General features: G+C 72.6%; 14 protein-coding genes. 4 read left to right on the top strand and 10 right to left on the bottom strand.

Annotated features, from left to right (window positions below):
• Positions 1-33: 33 nt before the first annotated feature.
• Positions 34-945, bottom strand: a complete 912-nt coding sequence (locus IE244_RS33705) for an acyltransferase domain-containing protein (protein ID WP_191877375.1) — start codon at positions 943-945, stop codon at positions 34-36.
• A 105-nt stretch (positions 946-1,050) separates the two neighbouring features.
• Between IE244_RS33705 and IE244_RS33700 the strand changes: the two genes are divergently transcribed.
• A complete protein-coding gene (locus tag IE244_RS33700) occupies positions 1,051-1,347 on the top strand; it encodes a DUF6343 family protein (RefSeq protein WP_191877374.1) in 297 nt (98 codons plus the stop codon).
• A 23-nt stretch (positions 1,348-1,370) separates the two neighbouring features.
• Here IE244_RS33700 and IE244_RS33695 read toward each other — a convergent pair whose 3' ends face one another.
• From IE244_RS33695 to rpsA, 4 genes are all read right to left on the bottom strand, one after another.
• Positions 1,371-1,751: a tetratricopeptide repeat protein gene (locus IE244_RS33695; protein WP_191877373.1), complete on the bottom strand. Its 381-nt coding sequence runs from the start codon at positions 1,749-1,751 to the stop codon at positions 1,371-1,373.
• Between the two features lie 50 nt (positions 1,752-1,801).
• The gene (gene coaE / locus IE244_RS33690) at positions 1,802-2,425 is read right to left on the bottom strand and encodes a dephospho-CoA kinase (protein ID WP_191877372.1); all 624 of its coding nucleotides are present in this window, start codon (positions 2,423-2,425) and stop codon (positions 1,802-1,804) included.
• Between the two features lie 153 nt (positions 2,426-2,578).
• Complete coding sequence (locus IE244_RS33685; RefSeq protein ID WP_191877371.1) at positions 2,579-3,517, bottom strand: PAC2 family protein; 939 nt, start codon at positions 3,515-3,517, stop codon at positions 2,579-2,581.
• A 164-nt stretch (positions 3,518-3,681) separates the two neighbouring features.
• Entirely contained in the window at positions 3,682-5,175 is a 1,494-nt protein-coding gene (rpsA, locus tag IE244_RS33680; protein ID WP_067015219.1) for a 30S ribosomal protein S1, read from the bottom strand.
• A gap of 363 nt (positions 5,176-5,538) precedes the next feature.
• Here rpsA and IE244_RS33675 point away from each other — a divergent pair, with 363 nt between their 5' ends.
• Both IE244_RS33675 and IE244_RS33670 read left to right on the top strand, forming a co-directional pair.
• A complete protein-coding gene (locus tag IE244_RS33675) occupies positions 5,539-6,375 on the top strand; it encodes a class I SAM-dependent methyltransferase (protein ID WP_191877430.1) in 837 nt (278 codons plus the stop codon).
• Between the two features lie 68 nt (positions 6,376-6,443).
• A complete protein-coding gene (locus IE244_RS33670) occupies positions 6,444-9,131 on the top strand; it encodes an ATP-dependent RNA helicase (RefSeq protein ID WP_191877370.1) in 2,688 nt (895 codons plus the stop codon).
• Here the strand turns inward: IE244_RS33670 and pgfA are convergent.
• The 3 genes from pgfA to IE244_RS33655 all read right to left on the bottom strand — a co-directional run bounded on the left by pgfA (position 9,121) and on the right by IE244_RS33655 (position 12,215).
• Entirely contained in the window at positions 9,121-10,113 is a 993-nt protein-coding gene (gene pgfA / locus IE244_RS33665) for a cell envelope lipid trafficking protein PgfA (protein WP_191877369.1), read from the bottom strand. The genes IE244_RS33670 and pgfA overlap by 11 nt on opposite strands.
• 28 nt (positions 10,114-10,141) lie before the next feature.
• A complete protein-coding gene (locus tag IE244_RS33660) occupies positions 10,142-10,276 on the bottom strand; it encodes an SPW_0924 family protein (protein WP_191877368.1) in 135 nt (44 codons plus the stop codon).
• Between the two features lie 163 nt (positions 10,277-10,439).
• On the bottom strand, positions 10,440-12,215 hold the full coding sequence (locus IE244_RS33655; RefSeq protein WP_191877367.1) for a lytic transglycosylase domain-containing protein: 1,776 nt from the start codon (positions 12,213-12,215) through the stop codon (positions 10,440-10,442).
• Between the two features lie 314 nt (positions 12,216-12,529).
• Between IE244_RS33655 and IE244_RS33650 the strand changes: the two genes are divergently transcribed.
• The gene (locus IE244_RS33650; RefSeq protein WP_191877429.1) at positions 12,530-13,390 is read left to right on the top strand and encodes a DUF4184 family protein; all 861 of its coding nucleotides are present in this window, start codon (positions 12,530-12,532) and stop codon (positions 13,388-13,390) included.
• On the opposite strand, the gene IE244_RS33645 is transcribed toward IE244_RS33650, so the two are convergent.
• On the bottom strand, positions 13,308-13,718 hold the full coding sequence (locus tag IE244_RS33645; RefSeq protein ID WP_191877366.1) for a hypothetical protein: 411 nt from the start codon (positions 13,716-13,718) through the stop codon (positions 13,308-13,310). The two genes, IE244_RS33650 and IE244_RS33645, sit on opposite strands and share 83 nt — an antisense overlap.
• Before the next feature lie 783 nt (positions 13,719-14,501).
• Positions 14,502-17,228 carry a DNA polymerase I gene (gene polA, locus IE244_RS33640; RefSeq protein WP_191877365.1) on the bottom strand — a complete coding sequence of 909 codons (2,727 nt, stop codon included), beginning with the start codon at positions 17,226-17,228 and terminating at the stop codon, positions 14,502-14,504.
• Between the last annotated feature and the right edge of the window lie 52 nt (positions 17,229-17,280).

The following is a 17,280-nucleotide window of genomic DNA, read 5'->3' as shown; positions in this document are numbered from 1 at the left end:
CCGAGGGAGGACGTCGATCCGCGCAGGCCGTCGTCAGCCGGCCGGGAACGGGAACCACCCGTGGCCGACGTACCAGTGGCCGCCCGCCCGCAGGTGGTCTCCCACGGCCCGCTCCACGGAGGTGCGGCGCGGCAGTTCCGCGACCGGCAGGTCGGGGTCGCCGAAGACGAACAGGACCGGTTGGGTGTCGGACGGCTCGGTGTCCTCGCGGGCGGTGCGGAACCGGTCCTGGAAGCGGACGATGTGGGAGTCGGCGGGCAGGTACCGCTTCAACTGCGGGTCGAGGAGCCAGGAGTGGCACAGCGCGGCCACCGGCCGCTCCTCGGGGAAGTGCACGGCGAAGAACGCACGGGCCCGGGCGAGGGAGCGGTCGCAGGCGGACGGTGTCAGCGGGCCGTGGAAGTCGGGGATGTGCAGGTTCAGGCAGGGCGTACCGGGGGCCGCGTCCAGTCCGGCCGCCGCGATCACCGCTGCCGAGCGCCGACCGAGCCGTGCCCGTTCGAACTGGAGCCTGCCCAGCTGGTACAGCTCTCCCCGGAAGTGCCGGACGAGCCAGCTCTGCGCGTGCACGCCCGTCGTACCGTGCCGTCGCCGGTGCACCGCCATGTGACGGCCCAGGTCGGCCAGGGTGCGCCGGGATACCTCGGGTGGGATGCCGCGTTCCCGGTGCCGGGCGAGTGTGTGTGGGAGGGCGGCGATGAACACGTACGCGGCGAAGGTGCCGCTCAGCCCGGCCGGCGCCGCGGCGAGGAGGTCGGCGAGGTCGGGTGGGTGGCCGGTCGCCTCCGGGTGGCGGAACAGCTCCTCGACGCACTCCTCCAGGAATACCAGTGCGCCCGGGTCAGCGGTCACCCGGCTCCGACCGGCCACCAGCTCGTTGACGTCCTCGTGCGGCACGGCCAGGTCGAGGAGCAGTTCAGGCAGGTCATCGGCGTCCGGCAGCAATGCATCCCCCTTCGACGCGCGACACCCGCGCTGGGCGCCAGACGGACGCGCGCCGTTGATGAACGTCCTCACCGAAGAGTACGTTGCTGTAAGGAGTGGTGATCGATGCGTACCGGCAGTGAACCGGCGACCGCGCGCAGTGCTCTGCGGGCGCGGTTCTGGTTGTGCGTGTGGGGGCTGGTCTGGGCGGTGTTCGGCACGGCGGCGTTCGCGCTCGCCGGGCGTCCGGGGTGGGCGGCGGCCTGCGGGGTGCTGTGGCTGGTGGTCACCGTGGACATGACCATGATCCTCAGACACATCCGGCAGGGCCCGCACTACCAGCCGGGCCGTGACGTGCCGCCGTACCCGCCGCCGGACGGCGGGCCGCCGTACCCGGGGCCGCCGAGGCACCGGCATCCGTGATCGGCCTACGGGGCGCGGGCCGCTCACTCGTCGAAGCGCGCCGCCTTCAGGTACTGCGGGTTCGGGTCGAGCGCGGCCGCGAGGCGGAAGTGGCGTTTGGCCTGCTCGGGGCGTCCCTGGCGTTCATAGGTGCGGGCCAGCGCGAAGTGCGCGAACGCGTTGTCCGGCTCGCGCTCCAGCACGATGGTGAACTCCAGCTCGGCGGGCCTCAGTTGTGCCGCGGCGAAGAAGGCACGCGCGCGGAGCAGGCGGGCCGCGGTGTTCTCCGGGTACGCGGCGATGACCCTGTCGAGCAGCTTCACCGCACCTCGCGGATCCCGCGAGTTGAGCAGATGCTCGGCTGCACGGAAGTCGATGACATGCGTTTCCGGAGTACGTCCGGTGGAACCGCTGGTCTCGGGCACGGCAGAGTCCTTCCCTCACTGCGGCACTTCAACGCCCGCGGCGGGGCCCGCTATTCCGCGCCCTGCGCCGCTGAACCCTCGCGAGCCCGCCGTACGAGGTCACCCCACACCTCGGCGACACGCTGGTGCAGCGCGTCCAGGGGTACGTCGTTGTCGATCAGGATGTCCGCGATCTGCCGGCGCTGCTCGCGGGTCGCCTGCGCGGCCATACGCGCGCGTGCGTCGCCCTCGGTCATCCCGCGCAGCCGGACCAGCCGGTCGAGCTGGGTCGCGGGGCTCGCGTCGACGACGACCACGAGGTCGTAGAGCGGTGCCAGACCGTTCTCCGTGAGGAGGGGCACGTCGTGGATCACGACGGCGTCGTCGGCCGCGGCGTCCTCCAGCTCGCGGGAGCGGGCGCCCACCAGGGGGTGCACGATCGAGTTGAGGACGGCGAGCTTCTCGGGGTCGGCGAAGACGATCGAGCCGAGCCTGGGCCGGTCCAGGCCGCCGTCCGCGGTGAGGATCCCCTCGCCGAAGGCCTCGATCACGGCGGCGAGGCCGGGGGTGCCCGGCGCCACGACCTCCCGCGCGATGCGGTCCGCGTCGATCAGCACGGCCCCGTGCTCCACGAGCAGCCGTGACACCTCGCTCTTGCCGGCGCCGATCCCACCGGTCAGGCCCACTTTCAGCATGACGGGAAGCCTAGACGCTCCGCTTGGCGGCCGGAGCGACGGGTGCTGCCGCCACGAGGGGTGCAGGCCGGAACGCCACACCGGCGGGTGGGAACCGGGCGCCCCCGCGCGGCGAAGCCTCCCTGTGAGGCGCACGCCCCGAAGGACGTGCTCTCAGCTGTCGCCCTCCCGCTCCGCCAGGAACCGCTCGAACTCGCGCCCGATCTCGTCGGCCGACGGGATCTCCACGGGCTCGGCGAGCATGTTGCCCCGCGTCTCCGCACCCGCGGCGGCGTCGTACTGGTGCTCCAGGCCCTGGACGAGCGCGGTGAGTTCCTCGTCGCCCTCCTGGATCTGCCGGTCGATCTCCGTCTGGGTGCGGTGTGCGTCCGTGCGCAGCGCGTGCGCCACGCCCGGCAGGACGAGCCCGGTGGCAGCCGTGATGGCTTCCAGGACGGTGAGGGCCGCGTCCGGGTACGCGGAGCGGGCGATGTAGTGCGGGACGTGCGCGGCGACGCCCAGGACCTCGTGTCCGGCTTCCATCAGGCGGTACTCCACCAGCGCCTCGGCACTGCCGGGTACCTGGGCCTCGTCGAAGGGGCTGCGGTGGCCGGGGACGAGGTCCGTGCGGTTGCCGTGCGGGGTGAGGCCCACCGGGCGGGTGTGCGGGACACCCATGGGGATGCCGTGGAAGTTCACGGACAGGCGGACGCCGAGCCGCTCCACGATCTGCCGTACGGCCGCTGCGAACCGCTCCCACTCCACGTCCGGCTCGGGACCGGACAGCAGCAGGAAGGGGGCGCCGGTGGCGTCCTGGACGAGGCGGATCTCGATGGCCGGGACCTCGTAGTCGCTCCAGCGGTCCTGCTTGAAGGTCAGCAGGGGCCGACGGGCCCGGTAGTCCACGAGCCGGTCGTGGTCGAAGCGGGCGACGAGCTGGTGGGGCAGTGAGTCGAGCAGCCGGTCGACGATCTGGTCCCCGGTCTCGCCCGCGTCGATGTATCCGTCGAAGTGGTAGAGCATGACAAGGCCGGCCGACTCCTGGGCGAGCGCCATGTCGACGACGGCGAGGCCCTTCGGCTCCCATGCGTACAAACCCTGCGGATCAAGCACTGTGACCGCTCCTCCTCGTGTTCGTCGTCGTCAACACGCCCTGGAGAGCGGGCATTCCCGCGAGACGCCGCTGATCAGCATCGGCCCCGAAAAGCCTGAGGGGCCGCACCTCGAAAGGTGCGGCCCCTCAGAGCCGACTATCGGCTAAGCCTCAGCGGCAGCGATCAGCTCTGGCCGCCGGCCAGCTTCTCGCGCAGCGCGGCCAGCGCCTCGTCCGAGGCCAGCGCACCGGAGGTGTCCGCACCCTCGGAGGAGTACGAACCGCCACCCGAAGCGGCCGGAGCGGCGGCCTCGCCACCCTCGGCGGCAGCGGCAGCGTCGGCCTCGCGGGACTTGATGACCTGCTGCTGGTGCTGCTCGAAGCGGGTCTGCGCCTCGGCGTACTGGCGCTCCCACTCCTCGCGCTGCTTCTCGTAGCCCTCGAGCCAGTCGTTGGTCTCGGGGTCGAAGCCCTCGGGGTAGATGTAGTTGCCCTGGTCGTCGTAGGACGCGGCCATGCCGTACAGGGTCGGGTCGAACTCGACCGAGGCCGGGTCGGCACCGAAGGACTCGTTGGCCTGCTTCAGCGAGAGGCTGATGCGACGACGCTCGAGGTCGATGTCGATGACCTTGACGAAGATCTCGTCGTTGACCTGGACGACCTGCTCCGGGATCTCCACGTGGCGCTCGGCCAGCTCGGAGATGTGGACCAGACCCTCGATGCCCTCGTCCACGCGGACGAACGCACCGAACGGAACCAGCTTCGTGACCTTACCGGGCACGACCTGGCCGATCTGGTGGGTGCGGGCGAACTGCTGCCACGGGTCTTCCTGGGTCGCCTTCAGCGACAGGGAGACACGCTCGCGGTCCATGTCGACGTCGAGGACCTCGACGGTGACCTCCTGGCCGACCTCGACGACCTCGGAGGGGTGGTCGATGTGCTTCCAGGACAGCTCGGAGACGTGGACCAGACCGTCGACGCCACCCAGGTCCACGAAGGCACCGAAGTTGACGATCGAGGAGACCACACCGGAACGGACCTGACCCTTCTGGAGGGTCGTGAGGAACGTCTGGCGGACCTCGGACTGGGTCTGCTCCAGCCAGGCACGGCGGGACAGGACCACGTTGTTGCGGTTCTTGTCCAGCTCGATGATCTTCGCCTCGAGCTCCTTGCCCACGTAGGGCTGGAGGTCGCGGACACGGCGCATCTCGACCAGGGAGGCCGGGAGGAAGCCGCGGAGGCCGATGTCGAGGATGAGACCACCCTTGACGACCTCGATGACGGTACCGGTGACGATGCCGTCCTCTTCCTTGATCTTCTCGATGGTGCCCCAGGCACGCTCGTACTGGGCGCGCTTCTTCGAGAGGATCAGGCGGCCTTCCTTGTCCTCCTTCTGGAGGACCAGGGCCTCGATCTCGTCACCGACGGCGACGACCTCGTTCGGGTCGACGTCGTGCTTGATCGAGAGCTCGCGGCTCGGGATGACACCTTCGGTCTTGTAACCGATGTCGAGCAGGACCTCGTCCCGGTCGACCTTCACGATGACGCCGTCGACGATGTCGCCGTCGTTGAAGTACTTGATCGTCTCGTCGATCGCGGCGAGGAAGGCTTCCTCGTTACCGATGTCGTTGACCGCTACCTGCGGGGTGGTGGCGGTGGTCTCGGTGCTGCTCGTCATGTGGGAAAGGGCTCCGGTACGGACATTGAAGTCGTAGGTACTGCTACGCCGGGAGCCCGTATCGCTCTGAAGAAGCCGGACAGCCAAGGAAGCGCCCCACCAGAGACTGGTGATGGCGCCTCGACAACCGAGGGGACATACAACAGATGCGAGCGCAGCCTGCTACGTCTGAGGTGCGCAGGCTCGCAGCGCAACTTGTAGCATACGGGGGCAGCCGGAAAGGGTCAATGCGCGAAGGCGCACACCCGGGGCAGAACGCCGCATAACCGGCAGAAGAAACGTCCTTTGAGGCCACACGGCCCATGGACCCGCCTCCGTCGGGGCCCCGTTCGGGTTGGACGGAAGAGTACGACGAGGGAGCCGATCATCCAAGAGTCGGAAACGTACGAGACCCAGGAACCCGGGGCGGTCGAGCCGGAGGCCACGCGGCGTGACGCGGGCGGCGCGGAGAGCGCACGGGCCAACCGGGGCTGGTGGGACCGCAACGCGGACGAGTACCAGGTCGAGCACGGCACGTTCCTCGGCGACGACCGCTTCGTGTGGGGCCCTGAGGGTCTGGACGAGATCGAGGCCGAGCTGCTCGGCCCGCCCGAGGAGCTGAAGGGCAAGGAGGTCCTGGAGATCGGCGCGGGTGCGGCACAGTGCGCGCGCTGGCTGGCCGCCCAGGGGGCGCGCCCGGTGGCCCTGGACCTCTCGCACCGCCAGCTGCAGCACGCCCTGCGCATCGGCGGATCGTTTCCCCTGATCTGTGCCGACGCCGGCGCGCTGCCCTTCGCGGACGGCTCCTTCGACCTGGCCTGCTCGGCGTACGGGGCGCTGCCGTTCGTGGCCGACCCGCGGCTGGTGCTGCGCGAGGTGCGCCGGGTGCTGCGGCCGGGCGGCCGGTTCGTCTTCTCGGTGACGCATCCGATCCGCTGGGCGTTCCCCGACGAGCCGGGCGCCGAGGGCCTGTCCGTGGCCTCCTCGTACTTCGACCGCACGCCCTATGTGGAGCAGGACGAGGAGGGCCGCGCGGTCTATGTCGAGCACCACAGGACGCTGGGGGACCGCGTGCGGGACATCGCGGTGTCCGGCTTCCGGCTGGTGGACCTGGTGGAGCCGGAGTGGCCGGCCTGGAACACCTCGGAGTGGGGCGGCTGGTCGCCCCTGCGCGGCAACCTGATCCCGGGGACGGCGATCTTCGTGTGCGAGCGGGACTGAGCACCGGCCGGCCCCCCATGGGCACGCGCGCGTAGGGGGCGTTTTCGCCGTCGTACGACACTAGGGGCGTGATCCGTTACGACGCCCTGGACGCGCTGCCCGTGCGTTCCGCCCTGCCCGCCCTGGCCGAGGCCCTGGAAGGAGCCGGCACCGCCGTGCTCGTGGCGCCGCCCGGCACCGGCAAGACGACGCTGGTGCCGCTCGTCCTGGCGGGGCTGGTCGGCGGCGGTCCCGCGCGGCGGGTCGTGGTGGCGGAGCCGCGCCGGATCGCGGCCCGGGCGGCGGCCCGGCGGATGGCGTGGCTGCTGGGTGAGAGGCCCGGCGAGCGGGTGGGGTTCACCGTGCGCGGCGAACGGGCCGTGGGGCGGCACACGCGCGTGGAGGTCGTCACGACCGGTGTGCTGCTGCAGCGGCTGCAGCGGGACCAGGAGCTGCCGGGCGTCGACGTCGTCGTCCTCGACGAATGCCACGAGCGGCACCTGGACGCCGACACGGTGGCCGCTTTCCTGTGGGACGTGCGGCAGGCGCTGCGGCCGGAGCTGCGACTGGTGGCCGCGTCCGCGACGACGGACGCCGAGGGCTGGGCGCGGCTGCTGGGCGGGGCGCCCGTGGTCGAGGCGGCGGGCGTCGCGCATCCGGTGCGGGTGGTGTGGGCGCCTCCGGCGCGTCCGGTACGGCCGCCGCACGGGATGCGCGTCGATCCGGCGCTGCTGGCGCACGTGGCGGCGGTGGTGCGCCGGGCGCTGGCGGAGCGGGACGGGGACGTGCTGTGCTTCCTGCCCGGTGTGGGCGAGATCGCGCGTGTGGCGGGGCAGCTCGGGGATCTCGGGGCGGTGGACGTGCTCCAGGTGCACGGGCGGGCGCCGGCCGCCGTGCAGGACGCGGTGCTGGCGCCGGGGACGCGGCGCCGGGTGGTGCTGGCGACGTCGGTGGCGGAGTCGTCGCTGACGGTGCCCGGCGTGCGGGTGGTGGTGGACTCGGGGCTCGCGCGGGAGCCGCGGGTGGACCACGCGCGCGGGCTGAGCGGGCTGACGACGGTACGGGCCTCGCGGGCCGCCGGGCGGCAGCGGGCGGGGCGGGCCGGGCGCGAGGCGCCGGGGACGGTGTACCGGTGCTGGACGGAGGCCGAGGACGGGCGTCTGCCGGCGTTTCCGGCGCCGGAGATCAGGGTGGCCGACCTGACCGCGTTCGCCCTGCAGGCGGCCTGCTGGGGCGATCCGGACGCCTCCGGGCTGGCGCTGCTCGACCCTCCCCCCGGTGGGGCGATGGCGGCGGCGCGCTCCGCGCTGACGGCGGTGCGGGCGGTGGACTCCCTCGGCCGGGCCACGCCGGTCGGTGTGCGGTTGGCCCGGCTTGGAGTGCATCCCCGGCTGGGGCGGGCCTTGCTGGACACGGCCGGTGAGGGTGCGGAGGTCGTCGCCCTGCTCTCGGAGGAGGTGCCGCGGGACTACGGGGACGATCTCGCCGGTGCGTTGCGGCGTGCCCGGCGCGGGGGTGACGCCTATGCCGCGCGATGGGCTGCGGAGGTGCGGCGGCTGCGGGCCGTCGCGACGGAGTTCTCCCACCCGCCCGCTCCCGGCCGTCGGCCGGAGGGCACCGGGCAGGCCGGTGCGGGCATCCCGGCCGGGGCGCACGACCGTCGGGCACGGACGGGCGCCGAGGCGGGAGCAGATGCCCTGGCCGAAGGGGGTGACCGGCTGCGGGCGGGGGGCGCCGAGGGCCGGCCGGACGCTTCCGCGGCCGCCTCGGCCCCGGACGGGACGGCCGGGCGGGCCGGTGCCGGGGAGGACGGGCTCGCCGGTCTGGTCGCCGCCCTCGCCTTTCCCGAGCGGGTGGCCAGGCTGAACGGCGGGTCGTACCTCATGGCCTCCGGGACGCGCGCGGAGTTGATCGACGGGTCGGCGCTGCGGGGCGCCCCCTGGATCGTCGTAGCCGTGGCCGACCGGCCCGCCGGGAGGGGCCACGCGCGCGTGCTGCTCGGAGCTGCCCTCGAGGAGGGCGTGGCGCTCGCCGCCGCCGGGGCGCTGCTCGCCGAGCGGGACGAGGTGCACTGGGCCGACGGGGACGTCGTGGCCCGGCACGTCGAGCGGTTGGGGGCGATCGAGCTGGCCGCGCGCCCGCTGCGGGACGCCGACCCGGCGCTCGTACGCGAGGCCCTGCTCGACGGGCTCCGGCAGGAGGGACTCGGGCTGTTGCGGTGGACGGCGGAGGCAGAGACGCTGCGGCAGCGGCTCGCGTTCGTGCGGGCACACCTCGGAGAGCCGTGGCCGGACGTGTCGGACGACGCTCTGCACGCGCGCGTGGACGAGTGGCTGGAGCCGGAGCTGAGCAGGGCCGGGCGACGGGCCGATCTCGGCCGGGTCGACGCCGGGCAGGCGCTCGCGCGGCTGCTGCCCTGGGCCGGCGGGGAGGCCGCCCGGCTGGACGAGCTGGCGCCCGAGCGGATCACCGTGCCGAGTGGATCGAGGATCCGGATCGACTACGGGGATCCGGAGCGGCCGGTGCTCGCGGTGAAGCTCCAGGAGATGTTCGGGCTGCGGGAGACGCCGGCCGTGGCGGGGGTGCCGCTGCTCGTGCATCTGCTCTCCCCCGCAGGGCGGCCCGCCGCCGTCACCGCCGATCTGGCCTCCTTCTGGCAGGACGGCTACAAGGGTGTGCGGGCGGAGCTGCGCGGCCGGTATCCGAAGCATCCCTGGCCCGAGGACCCGGCGGCCGCCGAGCCCACCCGGTACACCAACGCGCGCCTCAGGCGCTGACCGGTTCGGGGTCCGTCGCCTTTGCGGGGGCCGGGCCCCGCGGGCGGCGGGCGCGGGCTTCCAGGCAGAGGGAGAGGGCGAGGAGCAGCAGGCCCGCCGTCAGGGAGCCCCAGGGGACGTACGAGGTGAGCATCAGGACCAGGGTGCGGTTGTGCTCGACCAGGGCGACGGTGTGCTCGATGTAGTCCTCGCGCATCTTCACGTCGCCGGCGAACGCCGTGACCCTGGCCCGGCCGCCCAGCAGGGTGCCGCCGCGCAGCTCCTCCTGGTGGAGTTCCTCGCCGTAGACGGGTGCGCCGGTGACCGGTTCGACCCAGAACCTGCGGACCGTGCTGTACCAGCGGGTGGTGCCCGTCCTGGCGACCGATTCCGGTGTGATGCCCTGCACCGGCATGCTCTTGGGCATCGGGACCTTGGTCCAGGGGATGGTCTGTTCGAAGAAGTAGACCTTCAGACCGCGGAAGGTCCGGGTGCCCTTGTAGTGGATGGGGCTGGTGGTGCGGGTCTGCGCGTCGAAGTACTCGTAGTCGCGTTTCTGGGTCAGGAAGGGCCACTTGAACTCGATGCCGTGGCGGGTGACCGGGTCGCCGTCGACCATCTCGCCGGTGGCGTGGACGGGGTCCTGGCTGTGGGCGTCGAAGATGTACCGCTCGGGGACCTTGGAGACCATCTTGCCGTCGGGACCCTGGACGTAGGAGAGGCCGTCCCAGACCACGACCGGCCGTCCCGCCGTCTTCCCGATCCTCTTCGCCGCGTCCACATCGCCCCTGAGGGTCTGCACGACGGTGACCTGGGAGACCTTCTTCGCGCGCATGGTGCCGTAGTCGAGGAGGGTGGCGCCCCTGGCCTCCAGGACCATGTCCTGGTACTGGTTCGCGGGGATCCTGGCCAGGCGCGGGAAGGCGTACCAGCGCATGAGCGGGGACAGCGCCGCGCAGAAGACGGCGCAGGCGAGCAGGACCAGGCTTGCCTTGCGGCGCATGGCCGGCCTCCCTCCCGGACGGGTGCGGCTACGGGTGCGAGGGCACCGTCGTCAGCAGCGGCTTGGGGGACGTACCGCCCGCCGGTGTGCCCGTCGCGGTGATCGTGAGGACGGCGGCGAGCGCGAGGACGAGACCGGTAGCGGCGGCGATCAGGGCGCGCATACGGGCCTCCCGGCGGACGGTCTGACTGCCGACGAGGTTCTGATGACCCGTCAGGTCTCGGCACCGTAGCAACGGGCGGGTGAGATGAGAACAGCGGTGCACGGACGAACGGGGGCGCCCTCCCCGCGGGTGCGGGGAGGGCGCCCTGCCGGTGCGCGTGGTGTCAGGAGGCGGACGGTGACGGCGACGGGCTCGCCGAGGTGTCGGCCGCGGCGACGTTCAGTTCGACGGTGAGGGTGCCGCCGCCGGGGGTGGTGATGCGGAGCAGGAAGGTGCCCGTGGTGTCGTCCGCGTACAGCTTCGGCAGGGTCAGCAGCCCCTTGGCGTCCGTCCGGAGGCCGGTGAGGGTGCGTACGGGCTTGCCGTCGGCGTCCTTGAAGTAGGGGCCCTTGTCGTTCTCGGTGGCGTCGGTGTCGGACGTGATCAGGGTGGCGGTGGCCGCGACCTTGTCCGCGACGGCGTCCTTGTACGTGGCCTTCACCTGGACCTGGTCGGCGAACTCTCCGCCCGGGGTGCAGGTCAGCGGGGTGTCGCTGGTGCGGGCCAGGGTGTCGGCGGCGCGCTCGGTGACGGTGGCCGTGTAGTCGGCGCCCTTGACCTTGCGGCCCACGACGGTGGCCGTGACCTTGAAGTCGCCGGTCTTCTCGCCCGCTTCGAGCGCCGGGGCGAGTGCGACGCCCTTGGCGTCGGTGGCGACCGTGGCCACGGTCTCGCCGCCGGTGAAGGTGGCGTCGGTGTCTCCGCTGATCGTGAACCTGATCCTGACCTTGGCGACGGACTTGTCGGCCCTGGTCTCGGCACGGGTGCCGATCCGCTCGGTGAAGGCGTGTCCGGCCATCGCGGTGAGCTTGGCGGTCCCCGCGTCCTCCAGGTGGTCCACCGTGTCGGTGGGCGTCGACGGGGTCGTCGGCGGGGGTGTCGGCGGGACGGGCGGCTTCGGCGGCTTGGGGCTGGGACTTTCGTTCCCGCCACCCGGCTTGTCCGGCTTTCCAGGTTTTCCGGGCGTTCCGGGCGTTCCAGGCCTGTGCGGCTTGTGGTGCTTCGGGGTGGACTCGGGCTTCGACGGGCCGGGGTGCTTCGGCGACGTGGCGCGCGGGGTGTCGTCGCTGCGGTGGGTGGGCACCCGGCCGGTGCCGTCGGGCACGGAGTGGGTGCCCTTGCGGTAGTACTCCAGCCAGTTCAGGACCAGGTTCAGATAGTCCTGCGAGTTGTTGTAGCTGAGGATCGCGCTGTGCAGGTCGGCCTCGCGCGACAGGTCCCAGCCGTTGCGGCACAGGTAGTGGCCGGCGGCGAGGGCGGCGTCGTAGACGTTGTTGGGGTCCTTCTGGCCGTCGCCGTTGCCGTCGCGGCCGGCCCAGGCCCAGGTCGACGGGATGAACTGCATGGGGCCGACGGCCTGGTCGTACGCCGTGTTGCCGTCGTAGGCGCCGTGGTCGGTGTCCTTGATGAGCGCGAAGCCGTTGCCGTCGAGGGCCGGGCCCAGGATCCGCCCCAGCGTGGTGCCGTCCGCGTCCACCCGGCCGCCGCGGGCCTGGCCCGACTCCACCTTGCCGATGGCGGCGAGCAGTTGCCAGGGCAGATTGCAGCCGGCCTTGGAGGAACGCAGTTCGGCCTCGGCCCTCTTGTAGGCGTCGAGGACCGTCGCCGGGATGCCCGCCTCGGCGTCGCCCTGGGCGACGGGGGTGCCGGCGCTCGGCGAGGGGCTGGGGCGGGGGCTGTTGAGCGGTGGCAGGTCCGTGTAGTACGGGGAGTCGCCGGTGGCGTTGCCGTCGGAAGGCGGGTCGGGCACGGGGGCGGAGGCGCCGGCCGCGGCCTGTCTGCCGTGGTCCTCGCCGGTCACTCCCGGAGCCTGGGACGCGGACAGTGCCGCGACCGCTGCCGCGGCCACGGCGGTGGTCGCCGCCCCCTTGCGCAGCCGCCTTCCGAAATGCGCCGCCATCGAGTGAACCCCTCCCGTGGACGCCCCGCGTCCGTCTCCGTCGGTCTGTCCTGCTCTGTTGTGACGGTTGACCCGGCGATCCGGTTGCCCCTGTGTCGCCCTTCCGTCCGAGTGACGTGTGTTCGACCCGTGCGCCCGGCGGGCGACGCAGGCGACCCTACGGCAACTTTCTTGGCGTCGGGACCCGTTCACGCCCGTTTTCACCGGTTGGCCAACTCTCGTTACCGCCTACGGCTCCGGAGGGGGGTCCCGCATACTGAACGGACTTGATCACCGGCTCGGCACCAGGGCCGACGACCGCTCCGGGGGCCTCGTTGCCGTTCACGCTCAGCCATGCGGCCGCTGTCCTGCCCGCGGTCCACCGGGACGGCACCGGCCGCGGTCCGCTGGTGCCGGCGGTGCTCGTCGCGGGGTCGTTCGCGCCCGACATGACCTTCTATGCGGCGAGTGTCCTTCCGGGCGGCATGGAATTCGGCGCGGTCACCCACTCGTTCACCGGCGTGGGCACGGCCGACGTGCTCATCTCCTGGGCGCTGGTGGGGCTGTGGCTGCTCGTCCGCGAACCGTTGCTCGCGCTGCTGCCCCGAGCCCGGCAGGGGCGGCCGGCCCTGCTGCTGGGCTGCGCCGTGCCACGCAAACGGGTACGGGTCGCGTCGGTGGGGTGGTGGTACGTCTCCGCCGTGCTGGGTGCGCTGACCCATGTGGTGTGGGACGCGTTCACGCATCACGGGCGGTGGGGGGCGCGGCTGGTGCCGGCCATCGGCCGGGATCACCCGGCGGGCGTGCCGCTGTTCACGTGGCTGCAGTACGGCTCCTCCGCCGTGGCCGCGGCCGTGATCGTGGTGTTCTCCGTGCGTGCGCTGCGGCGGGCGCCGGCCTGGCAGCCGGTGGGGGTACCCGTGCTGTCCGGGCGGGACCGGTGCTGGGCCGCCGCGGTGGTCGGCGGCTGCGCGGTGGCCGGGGCGGTGCAGCGAGCGGCGCGCTGGCGGGGCGCCGGGAGCGCGCCCCAGCGGCTCTGGGAGCTGGTGCCCACCCTGTGCTTCGGGGTGGGCTCCGGGCTGGTCCTGGGGCTGGTGCTGTACGCCGTCGGGGTCAGGGTGTGGCGTCCGGGCCCGGTTCCGGGCGGCCCCGGTGGGGTGGTCGGTGCGGGCCGGGAGAGGCCGGTCGCTCGGTGAGGGACGCGACGAAAACCGTGAGCGTGGGCCGGGGGCGTGAGCGCGGGATCGCGGTGAGCGCGAGGGCCAGGTAGCCGCGGGCCAGGTCGGCCCACTGGCGCCAGTCCGGGGCGTGGTCCGCGCGGGCGGTCAGGCCGGCGAGTCTGCGCCGGAGGCGCGTGGCGGCTCTGCGGACCGCCGCGGCCAGATCGGCGGGGATGCGGGCGGTGCTTGCGTCGGCCGCGAGGGCCGGGACCGGCGAGGCGGGCATGGCCTGCGCCGAGGCGGTTTCCGCCCAGGCCCGGGTGGCTGCCTCGGGCGTCCGGCGGTGAAGCATGCGTATACCCATGCCCGCAGTTTTGCGGCTGTGGGGGGTGGGGGGCGTTTTGGCGGGGGCCACGTGAGTGACGGTCCCTCCGGGGGCCCGGCGGACGGTTCTGTGTGGCGCCGGTCACTGTGCTGGTGGGGTGGGGTGCCGCGAGGCGGAAGGCGCCTGGGAAGCGGGAGGAGCCGGAGGAGCGGGGCCGTGCCCGGTTCGGCACCGCCGGTGTGCCCCGTGGAGGCTGAGCACCACCGCGGCGAAGACGTCGACGCAGATCCTGCGAAGGGCGCGCCGCAGATACTCCGGCGGCCCGCCACAGGTGCCGCGGCAGGCCGCCACAGGTACCGCGAAGGGCGCGCCCCAGAACTACAGCCGGGTGCCGCGAAGGGGGCGCCCAGCCGGAGGAGCGGGGCCGTGCCCGGTTCGGCACCGCCGGTGTGCCCCGTGGAGGCTGAGCACCACCGCGGCGGAGACGTCGACGCAGATCCTGCGAAGGGCGCGCCGCAGATACTACGGCGGGCCGCCACAGGTACCGCGAAGGGCGCGCCGCAGAACCACGGCCGGAAGCCGCAAGTGCCGCGCAAGCCCCCGCGGTTGCCGCGACCGGGGCACCACAGATTGCCCGGGAGGGCACGCCGCGGACGGGACCCCGCAGGAGCCGCGAAGGGCCCCGCGGAAGCCCCGGTCGGGACCACCCCGCAGAGCCGCGAAGAACGCGTCACAGACGCCCGCGGACGGGGCACCGCAGGGCCGCGAGGGGGCGCCGCAGGGTAGGTGGCTGTGGCGACCCCTCCGCCGGGGTACTGCGAGCTAGTGGGCTGCCGACTCCCAGTCCGGGCCCACGCCCACCGAGACGTCCAGCGGGGCGTGCAGCTGGACGGCGCTCGCCATTTCGCGGCGGACGATCTCCTCCACGGCCGCCCGCTCGCCCGGGGCGATCTCCAGGACGATTTCGTCGTGGACCTGCAGGAGCATGCGGGACCTCAGGTCCGCCGCCCGCAGTGCGCTGTCCACCTTGAGCATGGCGATCTTGACGATGTCCGCCGCGGTGCCCTGAATGGGCGCGTTGAGGGCCATGCGCTCTGCCGCCTCGCGCCGCTGGCGGTTGTCGCTGTTGAGGTCCGGCAGATACCGGCGGCGGCCGAACAGCGTCGCCGTGTAGCCCGTCGCCCGTGCCTCGTCGACGGCCCGGCGCAGATAGTCCCGGACGCCGCCGAAGCGCTCGAAGTACGCGTCCATGAGGGCGCGCGCCTCCGCCGCCTCGATGTTCAGCTGCTGGGAGAGGCCGAAGGCGGACAGGCCGTAGGCCAGGCCGTACGACATCGCCTTGATCTTGCGGCGCATCTCCGCGTCCACCGCGGCGGGCTCGACGGCGAACACCTGGGAGGCGGCGGTGGTGTGCAGGTCCTCGCCGGAGGTGAACGCCTGGATCAGGCCCTCGTCCTCGGAGAGGTGGGCCATCACCCGCAGCTCGATCTGGCTGTAGTCGGCGGTCATCAGGGACTCGAAGCCCTCGCCGACGACGAAGCCGCGGCGGATGGCCCGGCCCTCGTCCGTGCGGACCGGGATGTTCTGCAGGTTCGGGTCCGTGGAGGACAGCCGGCCGGTCGCGGCCACCGTCTGGTTGAACGTGGTGTGGATGCGGCCGTCGCCCGCGATGGTCTTGATCAGACCCTCGACCGTGACCCGCAGCTTCGCCTGCTCGCGGTGGCGGAGCATGATCACCGGCAGTTCGTTGTCGGTCTGGGTGGCGAGCCAGGCCAGCGCGTCGGCGTCGGTGGTGTAGCCGGTCTTGGTCTTCTTGGTCTTCGGCAGGGCCAGCTCCTCGAAGAGGACCTGCTGGAGCTGCTTGGGCGAGCCCAGGTTGAACTCGTGGCCGGCGGCGGCGTGCGCCTCCTTCACGGCCTGCTGCACCGCGCCCGCGAACATCTGCTCCATCGCTTCGAGGTGCGCGCGGTCGGCGGCGATGCCATGGCGCTCCATGCGGGCGAGCAGGGCGGACGTCGGCAGCTCCATGTCGCCCAGGAGTTCCGCAGCGCCGACCTCTTCGAGGCGGGTCCGGAAGGCGGTGCCGAGGTCGAGGACCGCGCGGGCCTGGGTCATCAGGGCGTCGGCCTCGGCGCCCTCGTCGGTGCCGAAGGCCAGCTGGCCGTCGGCCGCGGCGGCGGGCGCCAGCTCGCGGTGCAGGTACTCCAGGGACAGCGCGTCCAGGTCGAAGGAGCGGCGGCCGGGCTTGACCAGGTAGGCGGCGAGCGCGGTGTCCATGGTCACCCCCTCGACGGACCAGCCGTGCTCGGCGAAGACGCGCATGGCGCCCTTGGCGTCGTGGAACACCTTGGGGCGGGCGGCGTCGGCCAGCCAGGCCGCGAACGCCTTCTCGTCGGCCTCGTCCAGCTCGGCCGGGTCGCACCAGGCGGCCGCTCCCCCGGCCGCGGCCAGGGCGACCTCGGTCACCGAGCCCGTGCCCAGCGCCCAGGTGTCCACGGTGGCGACACCCAGGGTCTCGGCGCCGTTGTCGGCGAGCCAGGGGGCCAGCTCGCCGGTGCGCAGGATCGTGCCGTCGATCTCCACGCCCTCCGCCGTGAGCGGGGTGGCCGCGGCCTCCTCGGAGCCGGGGTCGACGGCGAAGAGACGCTCGCGCAGGGACGGGTTACGGATCTCCAATGTGTCCAGGACCATCGTGACGGTCTTGCGGTCGTACGCGGCCCGCTCCAGGTCGAGGACGGACCGGGGCAGCTCGACCTGGCGCTCCAGTTCGGTCAGGACGCGGTTGAGCTTGACCGACTCCAGGTGGTCGCGGAGGTTCTGCCCGGCCTTGCCCTTGACCTCCTCGGCGCGCTCCACCAGCTCCGCGAACGAGCCGAACTGGTTGATCCATTTCGCGGCGGTCTTCTCGCCGACGCCGGGGATGCCGGGGAGGTTGTCGGAGGGGTCGCCGCGCAGGGCCGCGAAGTCCGGGTACTGGGCGGGCGTGAGGCCGTACTTCTCGAACACCTTCTCCGGGGTGAACCGGGTCAGCTCCGAGACCCCCTTGGTCGGGTAGAGCACCGTGATGTTCTCGGTGACCAGCTGGAAGGAGTCGCGGTCGCCGGTGACGATCAGCACCTCGAAGCCCTCGGCCTCGGCCTGGGTGGCGAGGGTGGCGATGATGTCGTCCGCCTCGAACCCCTCGACGGCGAAGCGCGGGGCGTGCATCGCGTCGAGCAGCTCGCCGATGAGCTCGACCTGGCCCTTGAACTCGTCCGGGGTCTTGGACCGGTTCGCCTTGTACTCGGTGAAACGCTCGGAGCGCCAGGTCTTGCGCGAGACGTCGAAGGCCACGGCGAAGTGCGTGGGCTCCTCGTCACGCAGGGTGTTGGCCAGCATCGACGCGAAGCCGTAGATCGCGTTCGTCGGCTGGCCGGTCGCGGTCGTGAAGTTCTCCGCCGGCAGCGCGAAGAACGCGCGGTAGGCGAGCGAGTGCCCGTCCATGAGCATCAGCCGGGGACGGGTGCCGCCTGGGGTCTTGTCGGTCTTCTTCGATGCTGTCTCTGCCACGCCCCCGATCCTGCCACGCCGCACTGACAGTCCGGGTCGCGTCCCGCTGGTG

It is taken from the genome of Streptomyces filipinensis, assembly GCF_014649495.1.
GTDB classification, from domain to species: Bacteria; Actinomycetota; Actinomycetes; order Streptomycetales; family Streptomycetaceae; genus Streptomyces; species Streptomyces filipinensis.
The sequence above is the reverse complement of the archived record's forward strand: the minus strand, read 5'-3'. Positions and strand labels throughout refer to the sequence as shown.